Raw genomic sequence first — 20,240 nt, 5'->3', positions numbered from 1 at the left:
CTCGTCCGCACGTCGTAGAAGCACACGTCGTAGAAGCAGAGGGACGGGAGCGCCGGACGTGAGTGAGGAGACCTGGGTGGACGAGCCGATCCGGGTGCTGCTGGTGGACGACCAGGAGCTGGTGCGGGCGGGCTTCACGATGGTCCTGGACGCCCAGCCGGACATCGAGGTCGTCGGGGAGGCCGGGGACGGCGCGGCGGCCGTGGAGGCGGTGCGCGCGCGTCCGGCGGACAGCCCGGTCGAGGTCGTCCTGATGGACGTCCGGATGCCGCGGATGGACGGCATCGAGGCGACCCGCCGGATCGTGGCCGCGGGCGGCCCGAAGGTGATCATCCTGACCACGTTCGACCTGGACGAGTACGCGTTCGCCGCGATCAAGGCCGGGGCCAGCGGGTTCCTGCTGAAGGACGCGGGCCCGGCGCAGCTGGTCGAGGCGATCCGGGCCGTCCGGTCCGGGGACGCGGTGGTCGCGCCGAGCACCACCAAGCGGCTGCTGGACCGGTTCGCGCTGCACCTGCCGGACGGCGGCCGGGAGAAGGCGGACGAGGCGCTCGCCGCGCTCACCGAGCGGGAGACCGAGGTGCTGCACCTGGTCGCGCGCGGGATGTCCAACGCCGAGATCGCCGAGCGGCTGTACGTCTCGGAGGCGACGGTGAAGACGCACATGGGCCGGATCCTGATGAAGCTCGGGCTCCGGGACCGCGTCCAGGCGGTGGTCTTCGCGTATGAGACAGGCTTGGTCAAGAGCGGGCAAGGTGACAACCTACCGTAACGAACCGATTACCCCGCGGTGACTTTTCGATGCCCAACCCGGGGTCGGCCTTTCCCTTACGCGTGAGTATCTGAATAACTACCGTACGTGAACGCCGTGCCCGGGCGCGGCGGTCGCACGGACGACTGTCAGATCGGGGCCCCGGCCCCCACGTACGGGAGGTTCACCGTGCTCAAGAAGCTCGCACTCACCGGCGCCCTCAGCGCCGCTGTCATGGGCTCGATCCTGGCCGCTCCCGCGAACGCCGACATCGACACCAGCGGGGCGGGCGGGGTGCTCTCCGGCAACCAGGTCGTCGCGCCCATCTCGATCCCGATCGACGTGTGCGGCAACGCCGTCGCCGTCCTCGGCATCGCGGGCGCCGGGTGCAAGGGCGGCGCCAACGTCGGCAACATGATCCACTGACCGACCCGGACGCCGAACGAGCGCCGGAGCCCCCCGGTTCCGGCGCTCCCCGCCGAGCCCCGGTTCCGGCGCTCCTTGGTCCCGGCGCCCCCGCCTGCTCCCGGGTTCCGGCGCCCCCCGCCGCCCTCCGGTTTCCGGTTTCCGGCCTTCGCCGCCTGCCTGCGCGGGCCTGCGGTACGCGGTCGGGTTGACGTGAAAGTACGACTTTGGTCGTAGCCGGGGGCGGGAGCCAGCCGAAGTGCTGATCCCAACCGTGGACGCAGGGGCGATGGCAGGCGGCGCGCGGCTTCCTAGCGTGGACTCCGACGTTGGAGACCACCGAAGGAGCCGCAGTGACCAGCACGTTCACCACCCCGCCCCCGCCGCAGGGGCGGGCCGCCGAGCCGCCGGCGGTCGTCGCGACCGAGGTGAGCAAGGTCTACGGCTCCGGGGACGCCGCCGTGCACGCGCTGCGCGGTGTCAGCGTCGGGTTCGCGCGCGGCGCGTTCACCGCGATCATGGGGCCGTCCGGGTCCGGCAAGTCTACGCTGATGCACTGCCTGGCCGGGCTCGACACGGTCTCCGGCGGGCGGGTCATGCTGGGCGACGCCGAGCTGACCGGGATGAACGACAAGCAGCTCACGCTGCTGCGCCGGGACCGCATCGGGTTCGTGTTCCAGGCGTTCAACCTGCTGCCGACGCTTACCGCCGAGCAGAACATCCTGCTCCCGCTGGAGCTGGCCGGGCGCAAGCTGCACCGGCAGTGGTTCGACCAGGTCATCGACGTGGTCGGGCTGCGCGACCGGCTCGGGCACCGGCCGAGCGAGCTGTCCGGCGGCCAGCAGCAGCGCGTCGCCTGCGCCCGCGCCCTGGTGGCCCAGCCCGAGGTCATCTTCGCGGACGAGCCGACCGGCAACCTCGACTCGCGGTCCGGCGCGGAGGTGCTCGGGTTCCTGCGCGCGTCCGTCCGCGAGATGGGCCAGACGATCGTGATGGTCACCCACGACCCGGTCGCCGCGTCCTACGCCGACCGCGTGGTGTTCCTGCGGGACGGGCAGATCGTCACCGAGCTGTACCAGCCCACGCCGGACACCGTCCTGGACCGGCTCAAGGCCCTGGGGGCCTGAGCGCGATGCTGAAGACCACACTCGCCGGGCTCGCCGCGCACAAGCTGCGGCTGCTGCTCACCGCGCTCGCGATCACCCTCGGCGTCGGGTTCATCTCCGGCACGTTCGTGCTGACGGACTCGATGAAGACCGGGGTGGACAAGACGTTCGCCAAGTCCGCGAGCAAGGTGGACGTGGCCGTCCTGCCGAAGAAGGGTTCCGGCGGCGACCTACCGTCCTCGCTGCTCGCCCGGGTGCGCAGCGCCCCCGGCGTCATCGAGGCCGAGGGCACCGTGAAGGGCGACGCCGCGCTGGTCGGACGGGACGGCAAGGCGGTCGGCGACGAGCCGACGGTCGGGGCGTCCGTGCCGTCCGGACGGCTGCTGCGCTACGACGTGGACGGCGGCCGCACGCCGAAGGGGCCGTCCGAGGCCGTCCTCGACACCCACCTCGCCAAGCGGGAGAACTTCAAGGTCGGCGACGTCGTCTCCGTCCTCGACCACAAGGGCAGGCCGCACCGGTTCGCCGTCGTCGGCCTGGTCGACATGGGCATCGACAGCGACGTGGGCTACCGCGGAGCGGTCGGCTTCGACGCCGCCACCGCCGTCCAGATGACCGGCGTGAAGACCTACACCGAGATCGACGTCCGCGGCGGTGCCAAGGGCGCGATCGCGAGCGCCGCGGGGCCGCAGTACGACACCCTGAGCGGGCCGCAGCTCGCGCAGCGCCTCGCCAAGGCCAACGGTGCGGACACCAAGGTGATCCAGGCCGGGCTGCTGCTGTTCGGCTTCGTCGCGATGCTGGTGTCGGCGCTGGTCATCTACAACACGTTCGCGATCCTCATCGCGCAGCGGATGCGCGAGATGGCGCTGCTGCGCTGCGTCGGCGCGACCCGCCGCCAGATCTTCGGCGGGGTGCTGACCGAGGCGTTCGCGGTCGGGCTGGTCGGGTCGCTGCTCGGCCTCGGCGCGGGCCTCGGGCTCGGCGCGGGCGCGCTCGCGGTGATCGGCACGTTCGACACCGGCATGGCGCTCGCCGCGCCGGAGCTGACCGTCCGGACGATCGTGGTCGCCGTCCTGGTGGGCGTGATCGTGACGGTCCTGTCGGCGCTGCTGCCCGCCCGCGCCGCCACCCGCGTCGCGCCGGTCGCCGCGCTCCGCTCCGACCTGGAGCCGGGCAGCGGGCGGTTCCGGCTCGGCTGGTTCCGGACGGCCGTGGCGGCGCTGTTCGGCCTCGCCGGGCTCGGCCTCGGCGGAGTGGGCGCGCTCGGCATGCAGAAGGGCGAGGTCGCCATGTACCTGGTGGCGTTCGCCGGCGGGCTGTTCTTCCTCGGCGTCATCGCGGGGATGCCCGCGCTGGTGCGTCCGCTCGGCCGCCTGGTCGGGGCCGTCCCCGGACGGCTCGGCGGCGTGCCCGCCCGGCTCGCGGTGTCGAACGCGCAGCGCGCGCCGCGCCGCACCGCCACCACGACGATCGCGCTGACCATCGGGATCGGCCTGATGAGCCTGTTCGCGGTCGTCGCGTCCAGCGGCACCGCCACCGCGAACGCGCAGCTCGACAAGCACTTCCCGGTGGACTTCCAGGTCGAGTCGCAGTTCGGCGGCGGCAAGGACGCGGCGGACCGGGCCGTCCCGCACGACCTGGTCGCCAAGCTGCGCGCGCTGCCGCAGCTCGGCGAGGTCACCGACGCGCGTGAGGCGGGCCGTCCGAAGGGCGGCGCGCGGGACATGACGGTGACGACCGTCACCGAGTCCTCGTTCGGCTCGATGCTGAAGCTGGACGCCGAGTCGGGCTCGGTCTCGGCGCCGAAGCCGGGAACCGTGATCGTGGAGAAGGACACGGCGAGGACGCACGGCTACCGGGTCGGGCAGACCGTCCAGGTGGACGGCGACCGCGGCTCGCTGCCGCTCCGCGTCGCGGGGGTCTTCAGCGGGGACACGCCGGTCCGCGGCGTGGTGCTCGCCGCGTCCGACTTCGACCGGATCTCGGCCGTGCGCGACTCGGCGACGGTCTGGGCGAAGGCGAAGCCCGGCGTGCCGGTGGACGACGCGCGCGCCGCGGTCGAGGCCGCCACGCACGGCTACCCGACGATCAAGGTTGGGTCGATGGCGGAGCTGCGCGACCAGTTCACCAAGGCGGTGAACACGCTGCTGCTGATCTTCGGCGGGCTGCTCGGGCTGGCGATCGTGATCGCGCTGTTCGGCATCGCCAACACGCTGTCGCTGTCGGTGGTGGAGCGCACCCGCGAGTCCGCGCTGCTGCGCGCGCTCGGCCTGACCCGGCGGCAGCTGCGCCGGATGCTGTCGGTGGAGGCCCTGGTCATGGCCGTGATCGGCGCGCTCACCGGGGTCGTCCTCGGGATCGGGTTCGGCTGGGCCGTGACGAACGCCATGGCGAAGAGCGCGGTGTTCGCCGTCCCGTACGCCCAGATCATCGGGTTCGTCGCGCTGGCCGGCGTCGCGGGCGTGCTCGCCGCCGTCCTCCCGGCCCGGCGGGCCGCGAAGGCGTCGGTCGTCGAGTCCCTCGCGTCAGGCTGACCGGCCCCGCCCGGCCCCGGAAGGGCCGGGCGGGAGGCGAGGAGAAGGGGAGTTCGCGCGGATGGGGGCCGCGCGAACTCCCCTACCGCCGCATCAGCGGTCGAACGCCCCGCCGAAGCCCTCGGCGTCGCTGTGGTTGGCGAGGTTGTGCACGCCGTTGCCGTTGCACGAGGTGCCGGACTGGCTGGACAGCGATACCGAGCCGCAGGTCACGCCGTAACCTCCGACGATCATGAAGTTCACGTTGTTGCCGTTCGCGGTGCCGTGGTTGTGGTTGTGCGTGCTCGCGTTCGCGGGGGCGGCCAGGAAGGTGGCCCCGGCGATGGTCGCGGCGACGGTCGCGGTCTTCAGAACGGTCCTGATCACGGTGTGCTCCATCTCGTCGTGGGCGGAGCGCCCTTCCGTCTGACCGGCTCCTGCCGACTGGCATTCGCCGTACCTGCTCGTGACGGCCGTCACATCCCAAGAGTTACGCCCGGTGCGCGACCAGTGGCAAGGGGTGGTCGCGAGCGCCGGGGCAAGTGTGGCGGGGCGGCGTGGTTTCCGGTCACCACAAGTAGTCGTATGGTCACCCTGCTGCGATGGCGCAGCGGTTCCGGACGCCTTGCGACCCACGGGTACGCTGGGTTCCGCACGTCCGGTACCTACCTTGAGGACTGGAACGAATCCCATGAACGCATCTGCCATGCCCGATTTCGGGCTGCCCGACCCGGCGGACCGCCCGGCGCGGCTCAGCGTCGGCGTCGTCGGCGCCGGACGGGTCGGCACCGCGCTCGGCGTCGCGCTCGGCCGGGCCGGGCACCGCGTGGTCGCGGCTTCGGCGGTGTCCGAGGCGTCCCGGCTGCGGGTCGAGGAGCGGCTTCCCGAGGCCGAGGTCACCGACCCGAGGGACGTGGTCGCCGCGTCCGAGCTGGTGCTGCTGACCGTCCCGGACGACGCGCTCCCCGAGCTGGCCGCGGGCCTCGTCGCCACCGGGACGCCGCTGGAGGGCCGCCTGGTCGCGCACACCAGCGGCCGGTACGGCGCGGCGGTGCTGAACCCGCTGACCGAGGCCGGGGCGCTCCCGCTGGCGCTGCACCCCGTGATGACCTTCACCGGGCGTCCCGACGATGTGAACCGCCTCACCGGCATCTCGTTCGGCGTGACCTCGCCGGAGCCGCTGCGCCCGGTCGCCGAGGCGCTGGTGCTGGAGATGGGCGGCGAGCCGGTGTGGATCGCCGAGGAGCGCCGGCCGCTCTACCACGCGGCCCTCGCGAGCGGCGCGAACCACCTGGTCACGCTGGTCGTCGAGGCGATGGACCTGCTGCGCACCGCCGGGGTGGACGAGCCGGGCCGGATGCTCGGCCCCCTGCTCGGCGCGGCCCTGGACAACGGCCTGCGGCTCGGCATCGACGGCCTGACCGGCCCGGTCGCGCGCGGCGACGCCGGGACCGTCGCCGAGCACGTGGCCGAGCTGGGCCGGATCTCCCCGGAGAGCAGGCGCGCGTACATCGCGCTGGCCCGCCTCACCGCCGACCGGGCCCTGGCCGCGGGACGGCTCAAGCCCGAGGACGCCGAACGCCTGCTGGAAGCGCTGGCGGACTGACCAGGCCCGCCGGCCGGCCCGGCCGGTCGACCGGGATGTGCGCGCCGACCGCTGGAGGAGCGGCGGCCGACCCTGTGGAGGATTCTTGACACCGGTGATCGCTAAGACCCGCGAGGAGCTGGCGGCCGTGCGGTCCGGCGTCCGGGGGACGCTCGCCCTGGTGCCGACCATGGGCGCGCTGCACGAGGGGCACCGCTCGCTGATCCGGCACGCCCGGCGGGCCGCCGACGCGGTGGCCGTGTCGATCTTCGTCAACCCGCTCCAGTTCGGGCCGGGCGAGGACTTCGACCGCTACCCCCGCACGTTCGCCGCCGACCTGGAGGCGTGCGCGGCCGAGGGCGTCGACCTGGTGTTCGCGCCGACCCGCGAGGTCATGTACCCGCGCGAGCCGATGGTGACGATCGAGCCCGGCGCGATGGGCCGGGTCGTGGAGGGCGAGACCCGTCCCGGGCACTTCGCCGGAATGCTCACGGTCGTCGCGAAGTTGTTGAACCTGGTGCGTCCGGACGTCGCGGTGTTCGGGGAGAAGGACGCCCAGCAGCTGGCGATGATCCGCCGGATGGCCGCCGACCTGGACCTGCCGGTCGAGATCGTCGGCGGGCCGACCGTCCGGGAGCCGGACGGCCTGGCGCTGTCCAGCCGGAACCGGTACCTCGCCGAGGACGAGCGGCGCACGGCGCTCGCGCTGTCCCGGGCGCTCCGGGCCGGCGCGGACGCGCTGGGCGGCGGACCGTCCGCCGTGACCGGCGCCGCGCGCGCCGTGCTCGCGGAGGCGGCCTCGGCCGAGCCCCCGCTCGCGCTCGACTACCTGGTGCTCGTCGATCCCGCGACGTTCACCGAGGTGGCCGAGGACCACGTCGGCCCGGCGGTGCTCGCCGTGGCGGGCCGGGTGGGGAGCACCCACCTGATCGACAACGTCCCCCTGGAGTTCGGCAAGGAGTCGCGATGATCCGGACGATGTTCAAGAGCAAGATCCACCGTGCCACGGTGACGCAGGCCGACCTGCACTACGTCGGCTCGCTGACCGTGGACGCCGACCTGCTGGACGCCGCCGACCTGCTGCCCGGCGAGAAGGTCGACGTGGTGGACATCGACAACGGCGCGCGGCTGTCCACCTACCTGATCGCGGGCGAGCGCGGCTCCGGGGTGGTCGGTATCAACGGCGCGGCCGCCCGGCTGGTGTCGCCCGGCGACCTGGTGATCATCATCAGCTACGCCCAGCTCACCGACGCCGAGGCCCGCGAGTTCGTGCCGACCGTGGTGCACGTGGACCGCGCGAACAAGATCGTCATGCTGGGCGACGACCCGGCCGAGCCGGTCCCCGGCACCGACCAGCTCCGTCCGGCCCACTCCCTCTGACTTCCGATGTCCGCCTGACCTGCGGGTTCGTGAACGCCGTCACCGTCCCGGTGGCGGCGTTCGGCGTATGTGGGGGGTCTCACAGCGCCGCGGGGGAGGGTTAGTGTCAGAATGACGAAAACACCTCCCGAGGAGGGTCGCATGATCCCTCGAACGCCCACCACCCGGACGCCCACCACCCCGCGGACGCCCGGCATCGCCCGAACGCTCACCGCCCCGGCGCCGGGCTGGACCCGGACCGCCGACACCGTCGTGATCGGCTCCGGCATCGCCGGCCTGGTCGCCGCGCTCCGCTGCCACGAGCGCGGGCAGCGCGTGCTGCTGGTCACCAAGGCGCTGCTCGACGCCGGCTCCACCCGCTGGGCGCAGGGCGGGATCGCCGCCGCGCTGGACCCGGCCGACTCGCCGGACGAGCACCTCGCCGACACGCTGACCGCCGGGGCGGGGCTGTGCGACGAGGACGCCGTCCGGATGATGGTCACCGAGGCCCCGGCGGCCGTCCGGCGGCTCGTCGAGCTCGGCACGGCGTTCGACCGCGACTCCGCGGGCGCGCTGTCCCTCGGCCGCGAGGGCGGGCACCACCGGCGCCGCGTCGCGCACGCGGGGGGCGACGCGACCGGCGCGGAGATCAGCAGGGCGCTGCGCGCCGCGCTGAAGGAGGCCGGGATCGAGGCGATCGAGAACGCGCTCGTCCTCGACCTGCTCAAGGACTCCGGCGGCCGGGCCGCGGGGGTCACCCTGCACGTCATGGGAGAGGGCTCGCCGAGCGGGGTCGGGGCCGTCCGGGCCGGGGCGGTCGTGCTTGCGACCGGTGGGCTCGGCCAGGTCTTCACCGCCACCACCAACCCGGAGGTCTCGACGGGCGACGGCGTGGCGCTGGCGCTGCGTGCCGGGGCCGAGGCCGCCGACCTGGAGTTCGTCCAGTTCCACCCGACGCCGCTGTGGCTCGGCGAGGGCGCGCGGGGGCAGCAGCCGCTGATCTCCGAGGCCGTCCGGGGCGAGGGCGCGCACCTGGTCGACCACGACGGCGTCCGGTTCATGGTCGGGCGGCACGAGCTGGCCGAGCTGGCCCCGCGCGACGTGGTCGCCAAGGGGATCATGAACCGGATGCGCGAGACCGGCGCGTCCCACATGCTCCTGGACGGGCGGCACTTCGGTGCCGAGCTGTGGGAGCGCCGCTTCCCGACCATCCTCGCCGCCTGCCGCCACCACGGCATCGACCCGGTGACCGAGCCGATCCCGATCCTCCCGGCGGCGCACCACGCCAGCGGCGGCGTCCGCACCGACCTGTTCGGCCGGACGTCCGTGCCGGGCCTGTACGCGTGCGGCGAGGTCGCCTGCACCGGCGTCCACGGCGCGAACCGGCTCGCGTCGAACTCCCTCCTGGAGGGCCTGGTCTTCGCCGAGCGCATCGCCGCCGCCATCGCCGAGGACGCCCCGGCGCCCGGCGAGCCCCTGCCCGGACGGGACGACGCCGCCGCTCATCCCCAGGTGGAGCGGTCCGAAGCGGCACGCGACCGGATCCAGCGCGTCATGACCGAATACGCCGGAGTGCTGCGGACGGCCGACGGCCTCGCGACCGCCGACCGCGAGCTGGCGGCCCTCGCCGGAGAGCTGGGCGAGCCCGGCGTCGCGGGCTGGGAGGCGGTCAACCTGCACACCGTCGCGAGCGCGATCGTGGCGGCCGCGCGGCGGCGGGAGGAGACCCGCGGCAGCCACTGGCGCGAGGACCGCCCCGAGCGCGACGACGCGCACTGGCGGGGGCGGCTGGTGACCCGCCTGACCTGGGATGGGACGCTTCAAACCGAGTTCGAGCGCTGAGGAGGAACCGAGCATGGACGCGAGGCTGGCGGACCGCCTGGAGGCGGCCGGGCTCGACCCGGACGAGGTCGAGCGGCTGGTGCGCACCGCGCTGGACGAGGACGGCGCCGTGGACGTCACCAGCACGCCGATCTTCGGCCCGGAGGAGCGCGCCTCCGGCGACTTCACCGCGCGCGAGGACGGCGTGGCGGCGGGCATCCCCGTCGCCGAGGTCGTGTTCGACCTGCTGGGCATCGAGCACGAGGCGAAGGCCGCCGACGGCGACCGGGTGTTCCGGGGGCAGGTCCTGATCTCGGTCTCGGGGCCGACCAGGGCCGTCCTGCGGGCCGAGCGGATCGCGCTGAACCTGCTGACCCACCTGTCCGGCATCGCGACCGCCACGCGGGCCTGGGCGGACGCGCTGGACGGCACGAAGGCGCGCGTCCGGGACACCCGCAAGACGCTGCCGGGGCTCCGGTCCGTCCAGAAGTACGCGGTGCGCTGCGGCGGTGGCGTGAACCACCGGATGGGGCTGTCCGACTCGGCGCTGATCAAGGACAACCACATCGCGGCGGCGGGCTCGGTGACCAAGGCGTACGCGGCGATCCGGACGGCCTACCCGTCCCTGCACATCCAGGTGGAGTGCGACACGCTCGACCAGGTCGAGGAGGCCGTCCGGGTGGGCGCGACGTCCATCCTGCTGGACAACATGAGCACCGACGAGCTGACCGCGGCGGTCCGGCTGGTGGACGGCCGGGCCGAGCTGGAGGCGTCCGGCGGGCTCACCCTCGAAGGGGCCCGAGACGTCGCCGTGACCGGTGTCGACTACCTTGCGGTAGGTGCGCTGACCCATTCGGCGCGCGTGTTCGACATCGGCCTTGACTTCACCTGATCAGCGGGGACCTGATGCTGCTCACCATCGACGTCGGTAACACCCAGACCGTCCTCGGCCTGTTCGAGGGCGAGGAGGTCATCGAGCACTGGCGGATCAACACCGACCCGCGCCGCACCGCGGACGAGATCGCCGTGGTGCTGCAGGGTCTGGTCCAGCAGAGCCCGCTGCTCGCCGACACCGACATCAGCGGCATCGCGCTGTGCTCCACGGTGCCGTCCGTGCTGCACGAGATGCGGGAGATGTGCCGCCGCTACTACGGCGACGTCCCCGCGGTGATCGTGGAGCCCGGGGTGAAGACCGGCGTCCCCGTCCGGATGGACAACCCCAAGGAGGTCGGCGCCGACCGCATCGTGAACTCGCTGGCCGCCGTGCACCTGCACGGCGGCCCGGCGGTCGTGGTCGACTTCGGCACCGCCACCACCTTCGACGCGGTGTCGGCGAAGGGCGAGTACGTCGGCGGCGCGATCGCGCCCGGCATCGAGATCTCCATCGACGCGCTGTCGGTGCGCGGCGCCCAGCTGCACAAGATCGAGCTGCAGCGGCCGCGGAACGTGATCGCCAAGAACACCGTCGAGGCGCTCCAGTCCGGCCTGATCTACGGCTTCGCCGGCCAGGTGGACGGCATCGTCGAGCGGATGTCGGAGGAGCTGGCGGACGACCCGGACGAGGTGACCGTCCTGGCCACCGGCGGGCTCGCCCCGCTCGTCCTGGACGAGGCCCGCACGATCGACCACTACGAGCCCTGGCTGACCCTGGTCGGGCTGCGCCTGATCTACGAGCGCAACGTCGGGACGACGGGCTAGACCTTCCAGTCCTTCTAGACCTTGATCCAGATCCACACCAGGCTGAGCGCGGCGAGCGCCGCGCCCGCGCCGAGCAGCACCGTCAGCGAGGCCAGGGCGGTCAGCGCGGTCAGCAGCAGCGGCGTGAACATCCCCAGGTAGACCAGCGCGTAGACGATCGCGGTCAGCCTGGCCAGCTCGCCCGGCGCGGCGATCCGCGCGGCCTCGGCGAGGCTGTAGGTGAGGACGAACCCGTACGCCGCGCCCAGCAGGACGGCCGCGACGACGTTCAGCTCGGGCAGCCCGGTCGCCGTGGTCAGCGCCGCGACGACCAGACCGGCCGCGGCGAGGGTCAGGCCCGTCCGCGCGACGAGCCGCGGATGCCGCGCCTCCAGCCGCCGCGCCACGGGCTGCGCCGCCATCCCGGCGGCGAGCGTGATCGCCGTGACCAGGCCCGCGTAGGCGATCCGCAGGTGGTGCACCGGCACCTCGATCGGCAGCACGGCGAACGCGTTGACCGGCGCCGTGAACGACCAGATCGCCACCGGCGCCACCGCCCTCCAGAACTCCCGTCCCGAGCCCCTGCCCGCCACGCCCGCACCCGGATCGGCAGCGCTCGCGCCGGACGCGATCGTGTCGGACGTGATCGGAGCGGACTCGGGCGGTTGCGGCGGAGCGGCCTGGAATTCGGGCGTCCGGAAAAGGAGGGGGACGGCGACCGCCATGATCAGCAGGTGCGGGACGTAGGCGGTCAGCAGCGGGTCCGGGACCCACTGGGCGACCAGGGCCGCCACGAGCGGGCCCGCGCCGAAGCCCGCCGAGACCGCCAGCGCGGTGATCCGGGTGCCGGAGCGCGGGGCCAGCTCCTTCACCCAGGCCGTCCCGGCGGCGAGGACCGCGCCGGTGACCACGCCCGCGGCGAGGCGTCCGGCATAGAGCAGGGACGGGACGGACGCGCCTGCCATCAGCACGGCCGTGACCAGCGCGGACGCCGACGCGAACGGCAGCACCAGGCGGCGGCGCCCGTACCGGTCGGACGCCGGTCCGCCGAGCGCCAGGCCCGGGACGAGCCCGAGCGCGTAGATCGCGAACATCGTGCGGGTCTCGCCGCCGCCCAGGTGCAGGCGGTCGGCGTAGAGCCCGAGCAGGGAGGCGAACTGGTTCGCGCCCCAGCCGACCCCGAACATCGCGAGCGCGACGGGGCCCCAGGCGGAGAGGCGTTCGGCGGCGGGGGCGCGGCAGGGGGAGAGGGAGGGAGCCGTCATGCACTCTGGTCTACTCAATGAACCGGTCCGTCCGGAAATCGGTTATTCCTATCGGTCACGTGGGCGGCGCCCGTCCTCCCGCATGCGGAGCCTTTGTCCACAGGCCGGTTGACGATTCCCGTCCAGGGGCGGTAGGTCGGTAGCCTTGGGTCGTGAGTGACGAGACCTACGACGACCTGCCCGAGCAGATGCGGGTGCGCCGGGAGAAGCTCGACCGGCTCCGCGAGGCCGGGATCGACCCCTACCCCGTGGGCTACGCGCGGACGGCGACCATCGCCGAGGTCCGGGCGAAACACCCCGGCCTGGAGCCCGGCACCGAGACCGGCGAGACGGTCGGCGTCGCGGGTCGCGTCATGCTCGTCCGCAACACCGGCAAGCTCTGCTTCGCGACCATCCGCGACGGCTCCGGCGACATCCAGGTGATGCTCTCGCTGGCCAAGGTCGGCGACGAGCAGCTGGAGTTCTGGAAGCGCGAGGTCGACCTCGGCGACCACGTCGGGGTGACCGGCGAGGTCATCACGTCCCGGCGCGGCGAGCTGTCGATCATGGCCGACTCGTTCCAGATCACCGCCAAGTGCCTGCGGCCGCTGCCGGAGAAGCACGCCGGGCTCACCGACCCCGAGGCCCGCGTCCGGATGCGGTACGTCGACCTGATCGTCAACGACGAGGCCCGCGACATGGCGCGGCTGCGCAGCCGCACCGTCCGCGCCGTCCGCGACTTCTGGCACGACGAGGGCTACCTCGAGGTCGAGACGCCGATGCTCCAGCCGATCCACGGCGGGGCGGCGGCGCGGCCGTTCCAGACCCACATCAACGCCTACGACATGGACCTGTACCTCCGGATCGCGATCGAGCTGTACCTCAAGCGGCTCGTCGTCGGGGGCATCGAGAAGGTCTTCGAGATCAACCGGAACTTCCGGAACGAGGGCGCGGACTCCACGCACAACCCGGAGTTCACGATGCTGGAGGCGTACGGCACCTACCTCGACTACAACGACATGGCCGACCTCACCCAGCGGATGTACCAGAAGGCCGTCGTCGCGGCGCTGGGCACCACCGTGGTGCGGCACGGCGACGCCGAGGTCGACCTGGGCATCACCGAATGGCCGCGCATCACGCTCTACGGCGCGGTGTCGGCGAAGGTCGGCGAGGAGCTCACCCCGCACACCCCGATCGAGACCGTCCGCAAGATCGCCGAGGCGCACGGCATCGCGCCGGACGCCAAGTGGGGGCAGGGCAAGCTCGTCCAGGAGCTGTTCGAGGAGCTGATCGAGCACACCCTCGTCCAGCCGACGTTCGTGATGGACTACCCGCTGGAGACCTCGCCGCTCACCCGGCAGCACCGCGACGAGCCGCTGCTCACCGAGAAGTGGGACCTCATCGGCTTCGGCACCGAGCTGGGCACCGCCTACTCCGAGCTGGTCGACCCGGTCGAGCAGCGCCGCCGGCTCACCGAGCAGTCCCTGCTGGCCGCCGGCGGCGACGCCGAGGCCATGCAGCTCGACGAGGACTTCCTGCGCGCGCTGGAGTACGCGATGCCGCCGACCGGCGGGATGGGCGCCGGCATCGACCGGATGATCATGGCGTTCACCGGCCGCGGCATCCGGGACACCATCCTGTTCCCGCTGGTCAAGCCCGAATAGCGAGCGGCAGCTCCGCGAGCCCGCGCAGCACGATGTTGTCCCGGTAGGACGGGCCGTCCAGGCTCCCCGCCGGGACGACGTCGTGCTCGAACAGCCGCCGCAGCGCGACCCCGCCCTCAAGGCGGGCCAGCGGCGCGCCCAGGCAGTAGTGGATGCCGAGGCCGAACGCCAGATGGCGCGCGGTCTCGGCGTTCTCGTACCTGGCGAGGTCCAGCTCGTCCGGACGGTCGGCGAACACGGACGGGTCGCGGTTCGCGGCGCCGGTCAGCAGCAGGACCATCTCGCCCTTGCGGACCGGCGTCCCGGCCAGCTCGACGTCCTCCAGCGCCGCCCGGACGGTGAACTGGACGGGCGGGTCGTACCGGAGCAGCTCCTCCACGGCCGCGGCCGTCCGCTCCGGACGCGCCCTGAACCGGGCGAGCTGCTCCGGGTTCCGCAGCAGCGCCAGCGCGCCGTTCCCGATCAGGTTCACGGTCGTCTCGTGCCCCGCGACCAGCAGCAGGACGCAGGTGGCCAGCAGCTCCGCCTCGGTGAGCGCCTCGCCGTCGTAGGACGCCGCCAGCGCGCTGAGCAGGTCGTCGCGCGGCTCGGCACGCCGCCGCGCGGCCAGCTCGCGGAAGTACGCGGCGAACTCCTCGCGCGCCTGCTCGCGCCGGGCCAGATCGTCTGCCGGAAGCAGGAAGTCGGGGTCGAGCCCGCGCGCCAGCGCGTCCGACCACCCCCGGAACCGCTCCCGATCCTCCGCCGGCACCCCCAGCAGCTCGCTGATAATGATCACCGGCAACGGATAGGCCAACCCCGAAATCAGCTCGACCCCCTGCCCTTCCTCTCCGCCCGCGCGCGCCGCCTCACCCGTCCGCGCCGCTTCGTCCGTCCGCGCCGCTTCGTCCACGCGCGCTGGCTCGCCTGTGCGGGTGGCTTTGGTCGCGCCGGGAGTGGCCGGGGGCGGGGCGGCGGGTGTACGGCTGGCGGCGGTTGCCAGGAGGTCGTCGACCAGGGCTTCTACTCGGGGGCGGAGGCGTTCGACGAGGCGGGCGGTGAAGGCGCGGCCGACGAGGCGGCGCAGGCGGGTGTGGTCGGGCGGGTCCATGGTGAGGAACGAGCGGCGCGCGCCGGGGGAGCGGCGCCAGGCGCCGCCCTCGCCGTCCGGGCGGTGGCCGAAGCGGTGGTCGCGAAGGACGCCCTCGCAGAGCGCGTAGGACGCCGTGACCCACAGCCCGGCGTCGGTGCGCGTCAGAGGCCCGGCTTCGGCCAGCCGCCGGTATTCGGCATAGGGATCGGCACGGAATGCCGGATCGGACGGATCGAAACCCAGAATCGCCCGAGCCCCGGGCATGCCGGTCGTCGTCATGGGTCCAGCCACCCAGACCGAACCGCGTTCTGTCAATGCCTCCGTCCGGAAACGAGGGCATGGCGCGGCCGTTGGTCTGGGTGGGGCGATCGGCGGGGTCGGGAGCGGCGGGGGATGGCGGGGAGTCGGCGGGGAACGGGAGGCGGCTCAGGCGGAGTCGCGGACGATCAGTTCGGGGGTCAGGATGAGCTGGCGGTGCTGGTGGGCCGCCCCCTCGGCGGTCTCGGCCAGCGCCAGCTCGGCGGCGGCGCGGCCCAGCTCGCGACGGGGCTGCCGGACGGTCGTGAGCGGCACCGCGGCGGACGCGGCGAGCTCGATGTCGTCGTAGCCGATCACGGCGATGTCGTCCGGGACCCGGACGCCGAGCCGGACCAGCTCGTTGGTGAGCCCGATGGCGAGCAGGTCGTTCGCGCAGAACACGCCGTCCGGGACCTCGGGCAGGGCGAGCAGCCGGCGCGCGGCGGCCTGGCCCGCGGTCGGGGTCAGCGCGTCCATGGTGAACAGCGGGAGCGGACCGGCCTGCGCGCCCGCGAGCGTGCGCGCCGCGCCCTCCCTGCGGTCGACCACCGGACGGGGTTCCGGACGCCCGCTGACGAAGGCGAGCCGGTGCCGGCCGAGCGCGAGCAGCCGGTCGGCGGCGACGGCGCCGCCCGCGACGTGGTCGACGCGGGCCGAGCAGACGCCGGGACGGGCGTGGTCGAGCAGCACGACCGCCATGCCGGCGGCGCGCAGCCGCGCGATGTCCGCGTCGTCCATGCCGACCGGGATGACCAGCACGCCGGCGGCGCGCTGCGCGGCGAGCAGGTCGAGGCCGCGGCGCTCCTTGGCGGGGTCGTGGTCGCTGGACAGCCACAGCACGTCGCGGCCGGCCTTGTTCAGCGCGCGCTCGGCGCCGCGCGCGACATCGGAGGCGTACGGGTTGGCGAGGTCCTCGACGAGGACCCCGTAGGCGGGAGCTCTGGCGGGGGTTTCGGCGGGGGGCTCCGGCTGCGCGGCGGGCCCCTGCCGGAGCCGTCGCGCGGACTCGTTGCGGACGAAGCCGAGCTCCCGGATCGCCGCGCGAACGCGGTCACGGGTAGCTTCGGCCACCAGGTCTGGCCGGTTTAGGACATTCGAAACGGTCCCAACTGAGACCCCGGCACGCCTCGCAACCTCCCGGATACTGGTCTGTGGCAACTCACTCCTCGTCCGCCCCGGGACTGTTTTCGCAGGTCGTGGTGTGCCTGCCGGAACAGTCCCGAACGGGCCGTCACTAGCCGCGTCCATACAAGCACACAGAGTGCGCAATCGGCGCTTGACGGGCCGGATCCGGCCGCCTAGCGTTCCGAGCCGAAGCGTAGCTTGAAACGATTCACGATCTTCACCCCAGGGGGTCGTCGGATCGGCCGAGAAAGGGTGGGTTGGGATGGCTGGCGATCATGACCCGTCCCGGACGTGGCGAGCCCCGCCGCGTCGGCCCCGTCCGCGACCGTGCGGTCGGACCCTCCGCGCCGCGAGGCGCACCGGTGTTCGGACGCTCAACGACTGAATCGTCACCCGGAGTTCCCCCGTCCCGCGACCCGTTCCCGCAGGCGGCCACCTCCGGCCAAGCACGCCGAGCCCAGTAATCGATGATCTGGCCCAGAGCGATCCGGGCCCCGGCAACCCGACGCGTAGACATCGGCCTACCCGTGCCTGTGCAGCAGGCGGCTGCATCCCCGCGGTCATCACCACGGACGAGGGAGGACGGAGTGGAACAGGCCACACTCGCACGTCGTGGCACCGACGAGCTGCGGTTGAACGAGGAGGAGATCAAGCTCCTCGCGCAGATCGCCAGCGGTGTCACCGCTGATGTGGCGGCACGCAAACTCGAACTGAGCGCCCGGACCCTGCGCCGGCGGTTGCGGACCATCTGCGACCGACTCGAGGTCAACACCCCTATCGAGGCCGTTGTGTGGGCGGCCCGAAGGCAGCTGATCTGATTTCGACACCGAACCGGCCGGGAGGTGCGGCACGCCTCTCCCCGGCACCGTCGCACCGATGGCGTCCCGGCCGCATGACGAGCGCCCCGTCCGACCCCGTGGCGGCGACGCCCGCCGAGGCAGTGACGTCCCCTGCCCCCGGCGTCGCCGCAGGACGAGGCCCGTCAGCCCCTCCGGAGCCGCACGCCCCGGAAGCCGGGTGATCGGATTCGGCCGCCCCGTGTGCAGCAGACCCGCACCCGGCCGACTCGTGCCCAGCCGTTTCATCCTCGGCCGACCCGTGCTCGGACGCGTACTCCGCCGGGCCGTGCTCAGGCGCGTACTCCGCCGGGCCGGGCTCAGCTGATGCGGACGGCGCCGGCGAACGGCCGGCCGTCCAGGTCGTCGATCTTGACGACGTCGCCGGTGTGCGGCGCGTGCAGGATCTTGCCGTCGCCGACGTAGATCCCCATGTGGTGCAGGTCGGGGTAGAAGAAGACCAGGTCGCCCGGGCGGAGCCGGTCGCGGGGGATGTGCCGGCCCGCGTTCCACTGGTCCCCGGTGTAGTGCGGCAGGTTGACGCCGAGCTGGTCGTAGGCCCACATGACCAGGCCCGAGCAGTCGAAACTGGACGGTCCGGCGGCGCCCCAGACGTACGGGTCGCCGATCTTGGTCATCGCGAGCCGGAGCGCGCGGGCGCCGATGTCGTCGCCGATGACCGGCAGCTTCGCGAGGGATGCGGGATCGCGCTTCACGATCTGCCCGCGGATCTTCTCGTACGCGGCGGTGATCTTCGTGCGCTGCGCGTCCAGCTCCCTGCGCAGGACGCCGACCTCCTGCGTCCGCTCCTGCGCGGCCTTGCGCGCGCGGTCGGCGGCCTGCATGGCCTGCATGAGGCCGACGAACTGCGCGCTGTTCTGGGTCGCGAAGTACCGCAGGGTGGCGGCGCGGTCGAGGATCTGCTGCGGGTTGCGGGTCACCGCGAACGACACGGCGGGGTCGGTGCCGCCGGCCACCATGTAGCTGGTCGCGGCGATCCGGCTGAGGCGGCCGCGGATGTCGCCGAGCGACGTCTGCTGCTGCCGCGCGTTCGCGATCGCGCCCTTGGCGGCCGCCTGGGACGCCTGGAGCTTCACCTTGAGGCCGTTGTACTGCTCGGTGAGCTGCTCCAGCTGGTCGGCGAGCCGGAACGCCTGGGAGGTCAGGTCCTTGCCGTCGGGCGCCTGGCCGGGGCCGCCCGGCGCCTTGCCGGGGGCGCCGCCGGACGGGTCGCCGGGCGCCTGCGGGACCTTGCCGGTGGGCCGCGGCTCCGCGTCCGCCGGGGTGGTGGGGTGCGCGGCCATCACGGCGAGCAGGAGGCCCGCCACCGCGGCGGCCCGCAGCATCCGCCGCCTGCGGCCCGAAGTCGGCAGGGCGATGCGCGGACGGCCGAGGCGGGGACCGGTGGGGTTCGGCGTGAGCGGGATCAGGTGGACCGGGTTCCGGAGCGCGGGCCCCAGGCGCGGGGGTCCCAGGTGGAAGGGGTCCTGGAGTGCTTCGCTCAGACGGGCGGCGTTGCGGCGGTCCGGCATGCGGCCGGTCCACTTCCGGCGGGCGGCGTCCGGCCGGGCCGCCTCGGGACAGCCGCCGTCCGGACGGCCTGCGTCGGGACGGGCAGCGTCCGCGGCGCCGCGGGCGTGCGGTCCCGCGGCGCCGCGGGCGTGCGGACCCGGAGCGCCGTGGCCGTTCGGCCCCGTGGTGCCGCGGGCATGCGAAGGGGAAGCAGGGCGCGGTGGCTCCACCAGTTCTCCTCTCCTCGTCCGCTTACCGGGCCGGTTGTCGGGTTCGGGCGGGAGCGGCCCGTCGCCCTTCGCGGCGCGATTCGGTTCGCGCGTGCGGGGCGGATCAACCCGGTCGGCGGCCGGCGGGCGGCGCGGCCGTTGCCGCGCCGTGGGTGTCGCCGAAGGCGGGTCCCGGTGACCGGGCGGCCGGCTGCGGCCCGGATACTCAGCGGATCGGGTCGGTCACGTTCCGAAACCCGATGTCAGAGCCGGACACTAGTGGAGCCGGAAGGGGTTGCCAACCAGAACATGCGAAAAGCCGGGCAGGGCGCCGTCCTTCTGGTGAACTGCCTGGTCCGTCCCCTCGGCGGCTTGTTCGGTTGGCCCTTTTCGTCGTCCATCGCCGCTGGTTTCCGCCCGCCGACCGGCGCGGACCGGCCCGTGGCCCCCCGCAAACCCCTTCCGGACGGTGCCCGACCCGCTCCCGGACGGCGCGGGACCCGCGAAGTCCGATAGCGTCGCCTGCTTGTGGAAGTGGTGATCAGGCGGGCCCGCACGCCCGACGTCCAGGAGATCGCCCGGTTGATCGGCCACTACGCCGGACCCGGGCCGCGCATGCTGCGCAAGACGACGGTCTCGCTGTACGAGGACGTCCAGGAGTTCTGGGTCGCCGAGGACCTCCAGGCCGCCGGGCCGGACGGGCGGCCGCCGCTGATCGGCTGCGGCGCGCTGCACGTGATGTGGGAGGACCTGGCCGAGGTCCGCTCGGTCGCGGTCGACAAGACGCACGGCCGGCGCGGTGTCGGGCACCGGATCGTCAGCCGACTCCTGGAGACCGCGCGCGAGCTCGGCGTGCGGCGCGTGTTCTGCCTGACGTTCGAGGTGGACTTCTTCGCCCGCCACGGATTCCGCCCGATCCTCGGAACGCCCGTGTCGCACGAGGTGTACGAGGAACTTCTGCGCTCCTACGACGAAGGCGTGGCCGAGTTCTTGGACCTCGACCGGGTGAAGCCCAATACGTTGGGAAACACCCGGATGCTGCTCCGCCTGGAGGATTGACC

General features: G+C 73.3%; 18 protein-coding genes. 13 read left to right on the top strand and 5 right to left on the bottom strand.

All coding sequences use genetic code 11. The annotated features are described in order from the left end of the window. The first annotated feature begins 58 nt into the window (after positions 1–58). The 4 genes from FHU30_RS40660 (at position 59) to FHU30_RS40645 (ending at position 4,799) form a co-directional block, all read left to right on the top strand. The gene (locus FHU30_RS40660) at positions 59–772 is read left to right on the top strand and encodes a response regulator (protein WP_308211486.1); all 714 of its coding nucleotides are present in this window, start codon (positions 59–61) and stop codon (positions 770–772) included. 168 nt (positions 773–940) lie between these two features. Then, positions 941–1,177, top strand: coding sequence for a chaplin family protein (locus FHU30_RS40655; RefSeq protein WP_253883057.1), 237 nt, complete (start codon positions 941–943; stop codon positions 1,175–1,177). A gap of 332 nt (positions 1,178–1,509) precedes the next feature. After that, the gene (locus FHU30_RS40650) at positions 1,510–2,283 is read left to right on the top strand and encodes an ABC transporter ATP-binding protein (protein ID WP_253883056.1); all 774 of its coding nucleotides are present in this window, start codon (positions 1,510–1,512) and stop codon (positions 2,281–2,283) included. A gap of 5 nt (positions 2,284–2,288) precedes the next feature. Then, on the top strand, positions 2,289–4,799 hold the full coding sequence (locus FHU30_RS40645; protein ID WP_253883055.1) for an ABC transporter permease: 2,511 nt from the start codon (positions 2,289–2,291) through the stop codon (positions 4,797–4,799). Positions 4,800–4,892: 93 nt separating this feature from the next. Here the strand turns inward: FHU30_RS40645 and FHU30_RS40640 are convergent, their stop codons facing one another. Next, positions 4,893–5,165, bottom strand: a complete 273-nt coding sequence (locus FHU30_RS40640; protein WP_253883054.1) for a hypothetical protein — start codon at positions 5,163–5,165, stop codon at positions 4,893–4,895. Between the two features lie 304 nt (positions 5,166–5,469). Here FHU30_RS40640 and FHU30_RS40635 point away from each other — a divergent pair, with 304 nt between their 5' ends. From FHU30_RS40635 to FHU30_RS40615, 6 genes are all read left to right on the top strand, one after another. Then, positions 5,470–6,384: a Rossmann-like and DUF2520 domain-containing protein gene (locus tag FHU30_RS40635; RefSeq protein WP_253883053.1), complete on the top strand. Its 915-nt coding sequence runs from the start codon at positions 5,470–5,472 to the stop codon at positions 6,382–6,384. A gap of 85 nt (positions 6,385–6,469) precedes the next feature. Then, positions 6,470–7,333, top strand: coding sequence for a pantoate--beta-alanine ligase (gene panC / locus FHU30_RS40630; protein ID WP_253883052.1), 864 nt, complete (start codon positions 6,470–6,472; stop codon positions 7,331–7,333). Beyond that, on the top strand, positions 7,330–7,743 hold the full coding sequence (gene panD, locus FHU30_RS40625; RefSeq protein ID WP_253883051.1) for an aspartate 1-decarboxylase: 414 nt from the start codon (positions 7,330–7,332) through the stop codon (positions 7,741–7,743). Before panC ends, panD begins: the two co-directional genes overlap by 4 nt. Positions 7,744–7,884: 141 nt before the next feature. Next, complete coding sequence (locus FHU30_RS40620; RefSeq protein WP_372504048.1) at positions 7,885–9,564, top strand: L-aspartate oxidase; 1,680 nt, start codon at positions 7,885–7,887, stop codon at positions 9,562–9,564. A 13-nt stretch (positions 9,565–9,577) separates the two neighbouring features. Further along, positions 9,578–10,435, top strand: coding sequence for a carboxylating nicotinate-nucleotide diphosphorylase (nadC, locus tag FHU30_RS47835; protein WP_372504047.1), 858 nt, complete (start codon positions 9,578–9,580; stop codon positions 10,433–10,435). A 14-nt stretch (positions 10,436–10,449) separates the two neighbouring features. Beyond that, positions 10,450–11,241 carry a type III pantothenate kinase gene (locus FHU30_RS40615; protein WP_253883050.1) on the top strand — a complete coding sequence of 264 codons (792 nt, stop codon included), beginning with the start codon at positions 10,450–10,452 and terminating at the stop codon, positions 11,239–11,241. A 14-nt stretch (positions 11,242–11,255) separates the two neighbouring features. Here the strand turns inward: FHU30_RS40615 and FHU30_RS40610 are convergent, their stop codons facing one another. Next, the gene (locus FHU30_RS40610; RefSeq protein WP_253883049.1) at positions 11,256–12,485 is read right to left on the bottom strand and encodes an MFS transporter; all 1,230 of its coding nucleotides are present in this window, start codon (positions 12,483–12,485) and stop codon (positions 11,256–11,258) included. Between the two features lie 188 nt (positions 12,486–12,673). On the opposite strand from FHU30_RS40610, the gene lysX reads away from it, so the two are divergent. After that, the gene (lysX, locus tag FHU30_RS40605; RefSeq protein WP_253883239.1) at positions 12,674–14,128 is read left to right on the top strand and encodes a bifunctional lysylphosphatidylglycerol synthetase/lysine--tRNA ligase LysX; all 1,455 of its coding nucleotides are present in this window, start codon (positions 12,674–12,676) and stop codon (positions 14,126–14,128) included. On the opposite strand, the gene FHU30_RS40600 is transcribed toward lysX, so the two are convergent. Both FHU30_RS40600 and FHU30_RS40595 read right to left on the bottom strand, forming a co-directional pair. Then, on the bottom strand, positions 14,115–15,479 hold the full coding sequence (locus FHU30_RS40600; protein WP_253883048.1) for a cytochrome P450: 1,365 nt from the start codon (positions 15,477–15,479) through the stop codon (positions 14,115–14,117). The two genes, lysX and FHU30_RS40600, sit on opposite strands and share 14 nt — an antisense overlap. Positions 15,480–15,626: 147 nt before the next feature. Next, positions 15,627–16,745 carry a LacI family DNA-binding transcriptional regulator gene (locus FHU30_RS40595; protein ID WP_253883047.1) on the bottom strand — a complete coding sequence of 373 codons (1,119 nt, stop codon included), beginning with the start codon at positions 16,743–16,745 and terminating at the stop codon, positions 15,627–15,629. 464 nt (positions 16,746–17,209) lie between these two features. On the opposite strand from FHU30_RS40595, the gene FHU30_RS40590 reads away from it, so the two are divergent. Continuing rightward, positions 17,210–17,440, top strand: a complete 231-nt coding sequence (locus FHU30_RS40590; protein ID WP_026414168.1) for a LuxR family transcriptional regulator — start codon at positions 17,210–17,212, stop codon at positions 17,438–17,440. A gap of 338 nt (positions 17,441–17,778) precedes the next feature. Here FHU30_RS40590 and FHU30_RS47480 read toward each other — a convergent pair whose 3' ends face one another. Next, positions 17,779–19,200, bottom strand: a complete 1,422-nt coding sequence (locus tag FHU30_RS47480) for a C40 family peptidase (protein ID WP_253883046.1) — start codon at positions 19,198–19,200, stop codon at positions 17,779–17,781. A 507-nt stretch (positions 19,201–19,707) separates the two neighbouring features. Between FHU30_RS47480 and FHU30_RS40580 the strand changes: the two genes are divergently transcribed. Next, positions 19,708–20,238 carry an amino-acid N-acetyltransferase gene (locus FHU30_RS40580; protein ID WP_253883045.1) on the top strand — a complete coding sequence of 177 codons (531 nt, stop codon included), beginning with the start codon at positions 19,708–19,710 and terminating at the stop codon, positions 20,236–20,238. Positions 20,239–20,240: the final 2 nt, after the last annotated feature.

It is taken from the genome of Actinomadura rupiterrae (assembly GCF_024172125.1).
Taxonomy (GTDB): domain Bacteria; phylum Actinomycetota; class Actinomycetes; order Streptosporangiales; family Streptosporangiaceae; genus Spirillospora; species Spirillospora rupiterrae.
This window is presented reverse-complemented; position numbering and strand designations above follow the sequence as displayed.

What these genes read in the sequence shown, in the direction of transcription:
- FHU30_RS40645 (WP_253883055.1), top strand. Translation starts at nt 2,289, where the DNA reads ATGCTGAAGACCACACTCGCCGGGCTCGCCGCGCACAAGCTGCGGCTG.
- FHU30_RS40635 (WP_253883053.1), top strand. Translation starts at nt 5,470, where the DNA reads ATGAACGCATCTGCCATGCCCGATTTCGGGCTGCCCGACCCGGCGGAC.
- panD (WP_253883051.1), top strand. Translation starts at nt 7,330, where the DNA reads ATGATCCGGACGATGTTCAAGAGCAAGATCCACCGTGCCACGGTGACG.
- FHU30_RS40620 (WP_372504048.1), top strand. Translation starts at nt 7,885, where the DNA reads ATGATCCCTCGAACGCCCACCACCCGGACGCCCACCACCCCGCGGACG.
- nadC (WP_372504047.1), top strand. Translation starts at nt 9,578, where the DNA reads ATGGACGCGAGGCTGGCGGACCGCCTGGAGGCGGCCGGGCTCGACCCG.
- FHU30_RS40615 (WP_253883050.1), top strand. Translation starts at nt 10,450, where the DNA reads ATGCTGCTCACCATCGACGTCGGTAACACCCAGACCGTCCTCGGCCTG.
- FHU30_RS40610 (WP_253883049.1), bottom strand. Translation starts at nt 12,485, where the DNA reads ATGACGGCTCCCTCCCTCTCCCCCTGCCGCGCCCCCGCCGCCGAACGC.
- lysX (WP_253883239.1), top strand. Translation starts at nt 12,674, where the DNA reads ATGCGGGTGCGCCGGGAGAAGCTCGACCGGCTCCGCGAGGCCGGGATC.
- FHU30_RS40600 (WP_253883048.1), bottom strand. Translation starts at nt 15,479, where the DNA reads ATGACGACGACCGGCATGCCCGGGGCTCGGGCGATTCTGGGTTTCGAT.
- FHU30_RS40595 (WP_253883047.1), bottom strand. Translation starts at nt 16,745, where the DNA reads ATGGACGCGGCTAGTGACGGCCCGTTCGGGACTGTTCCGGCAGGCACA.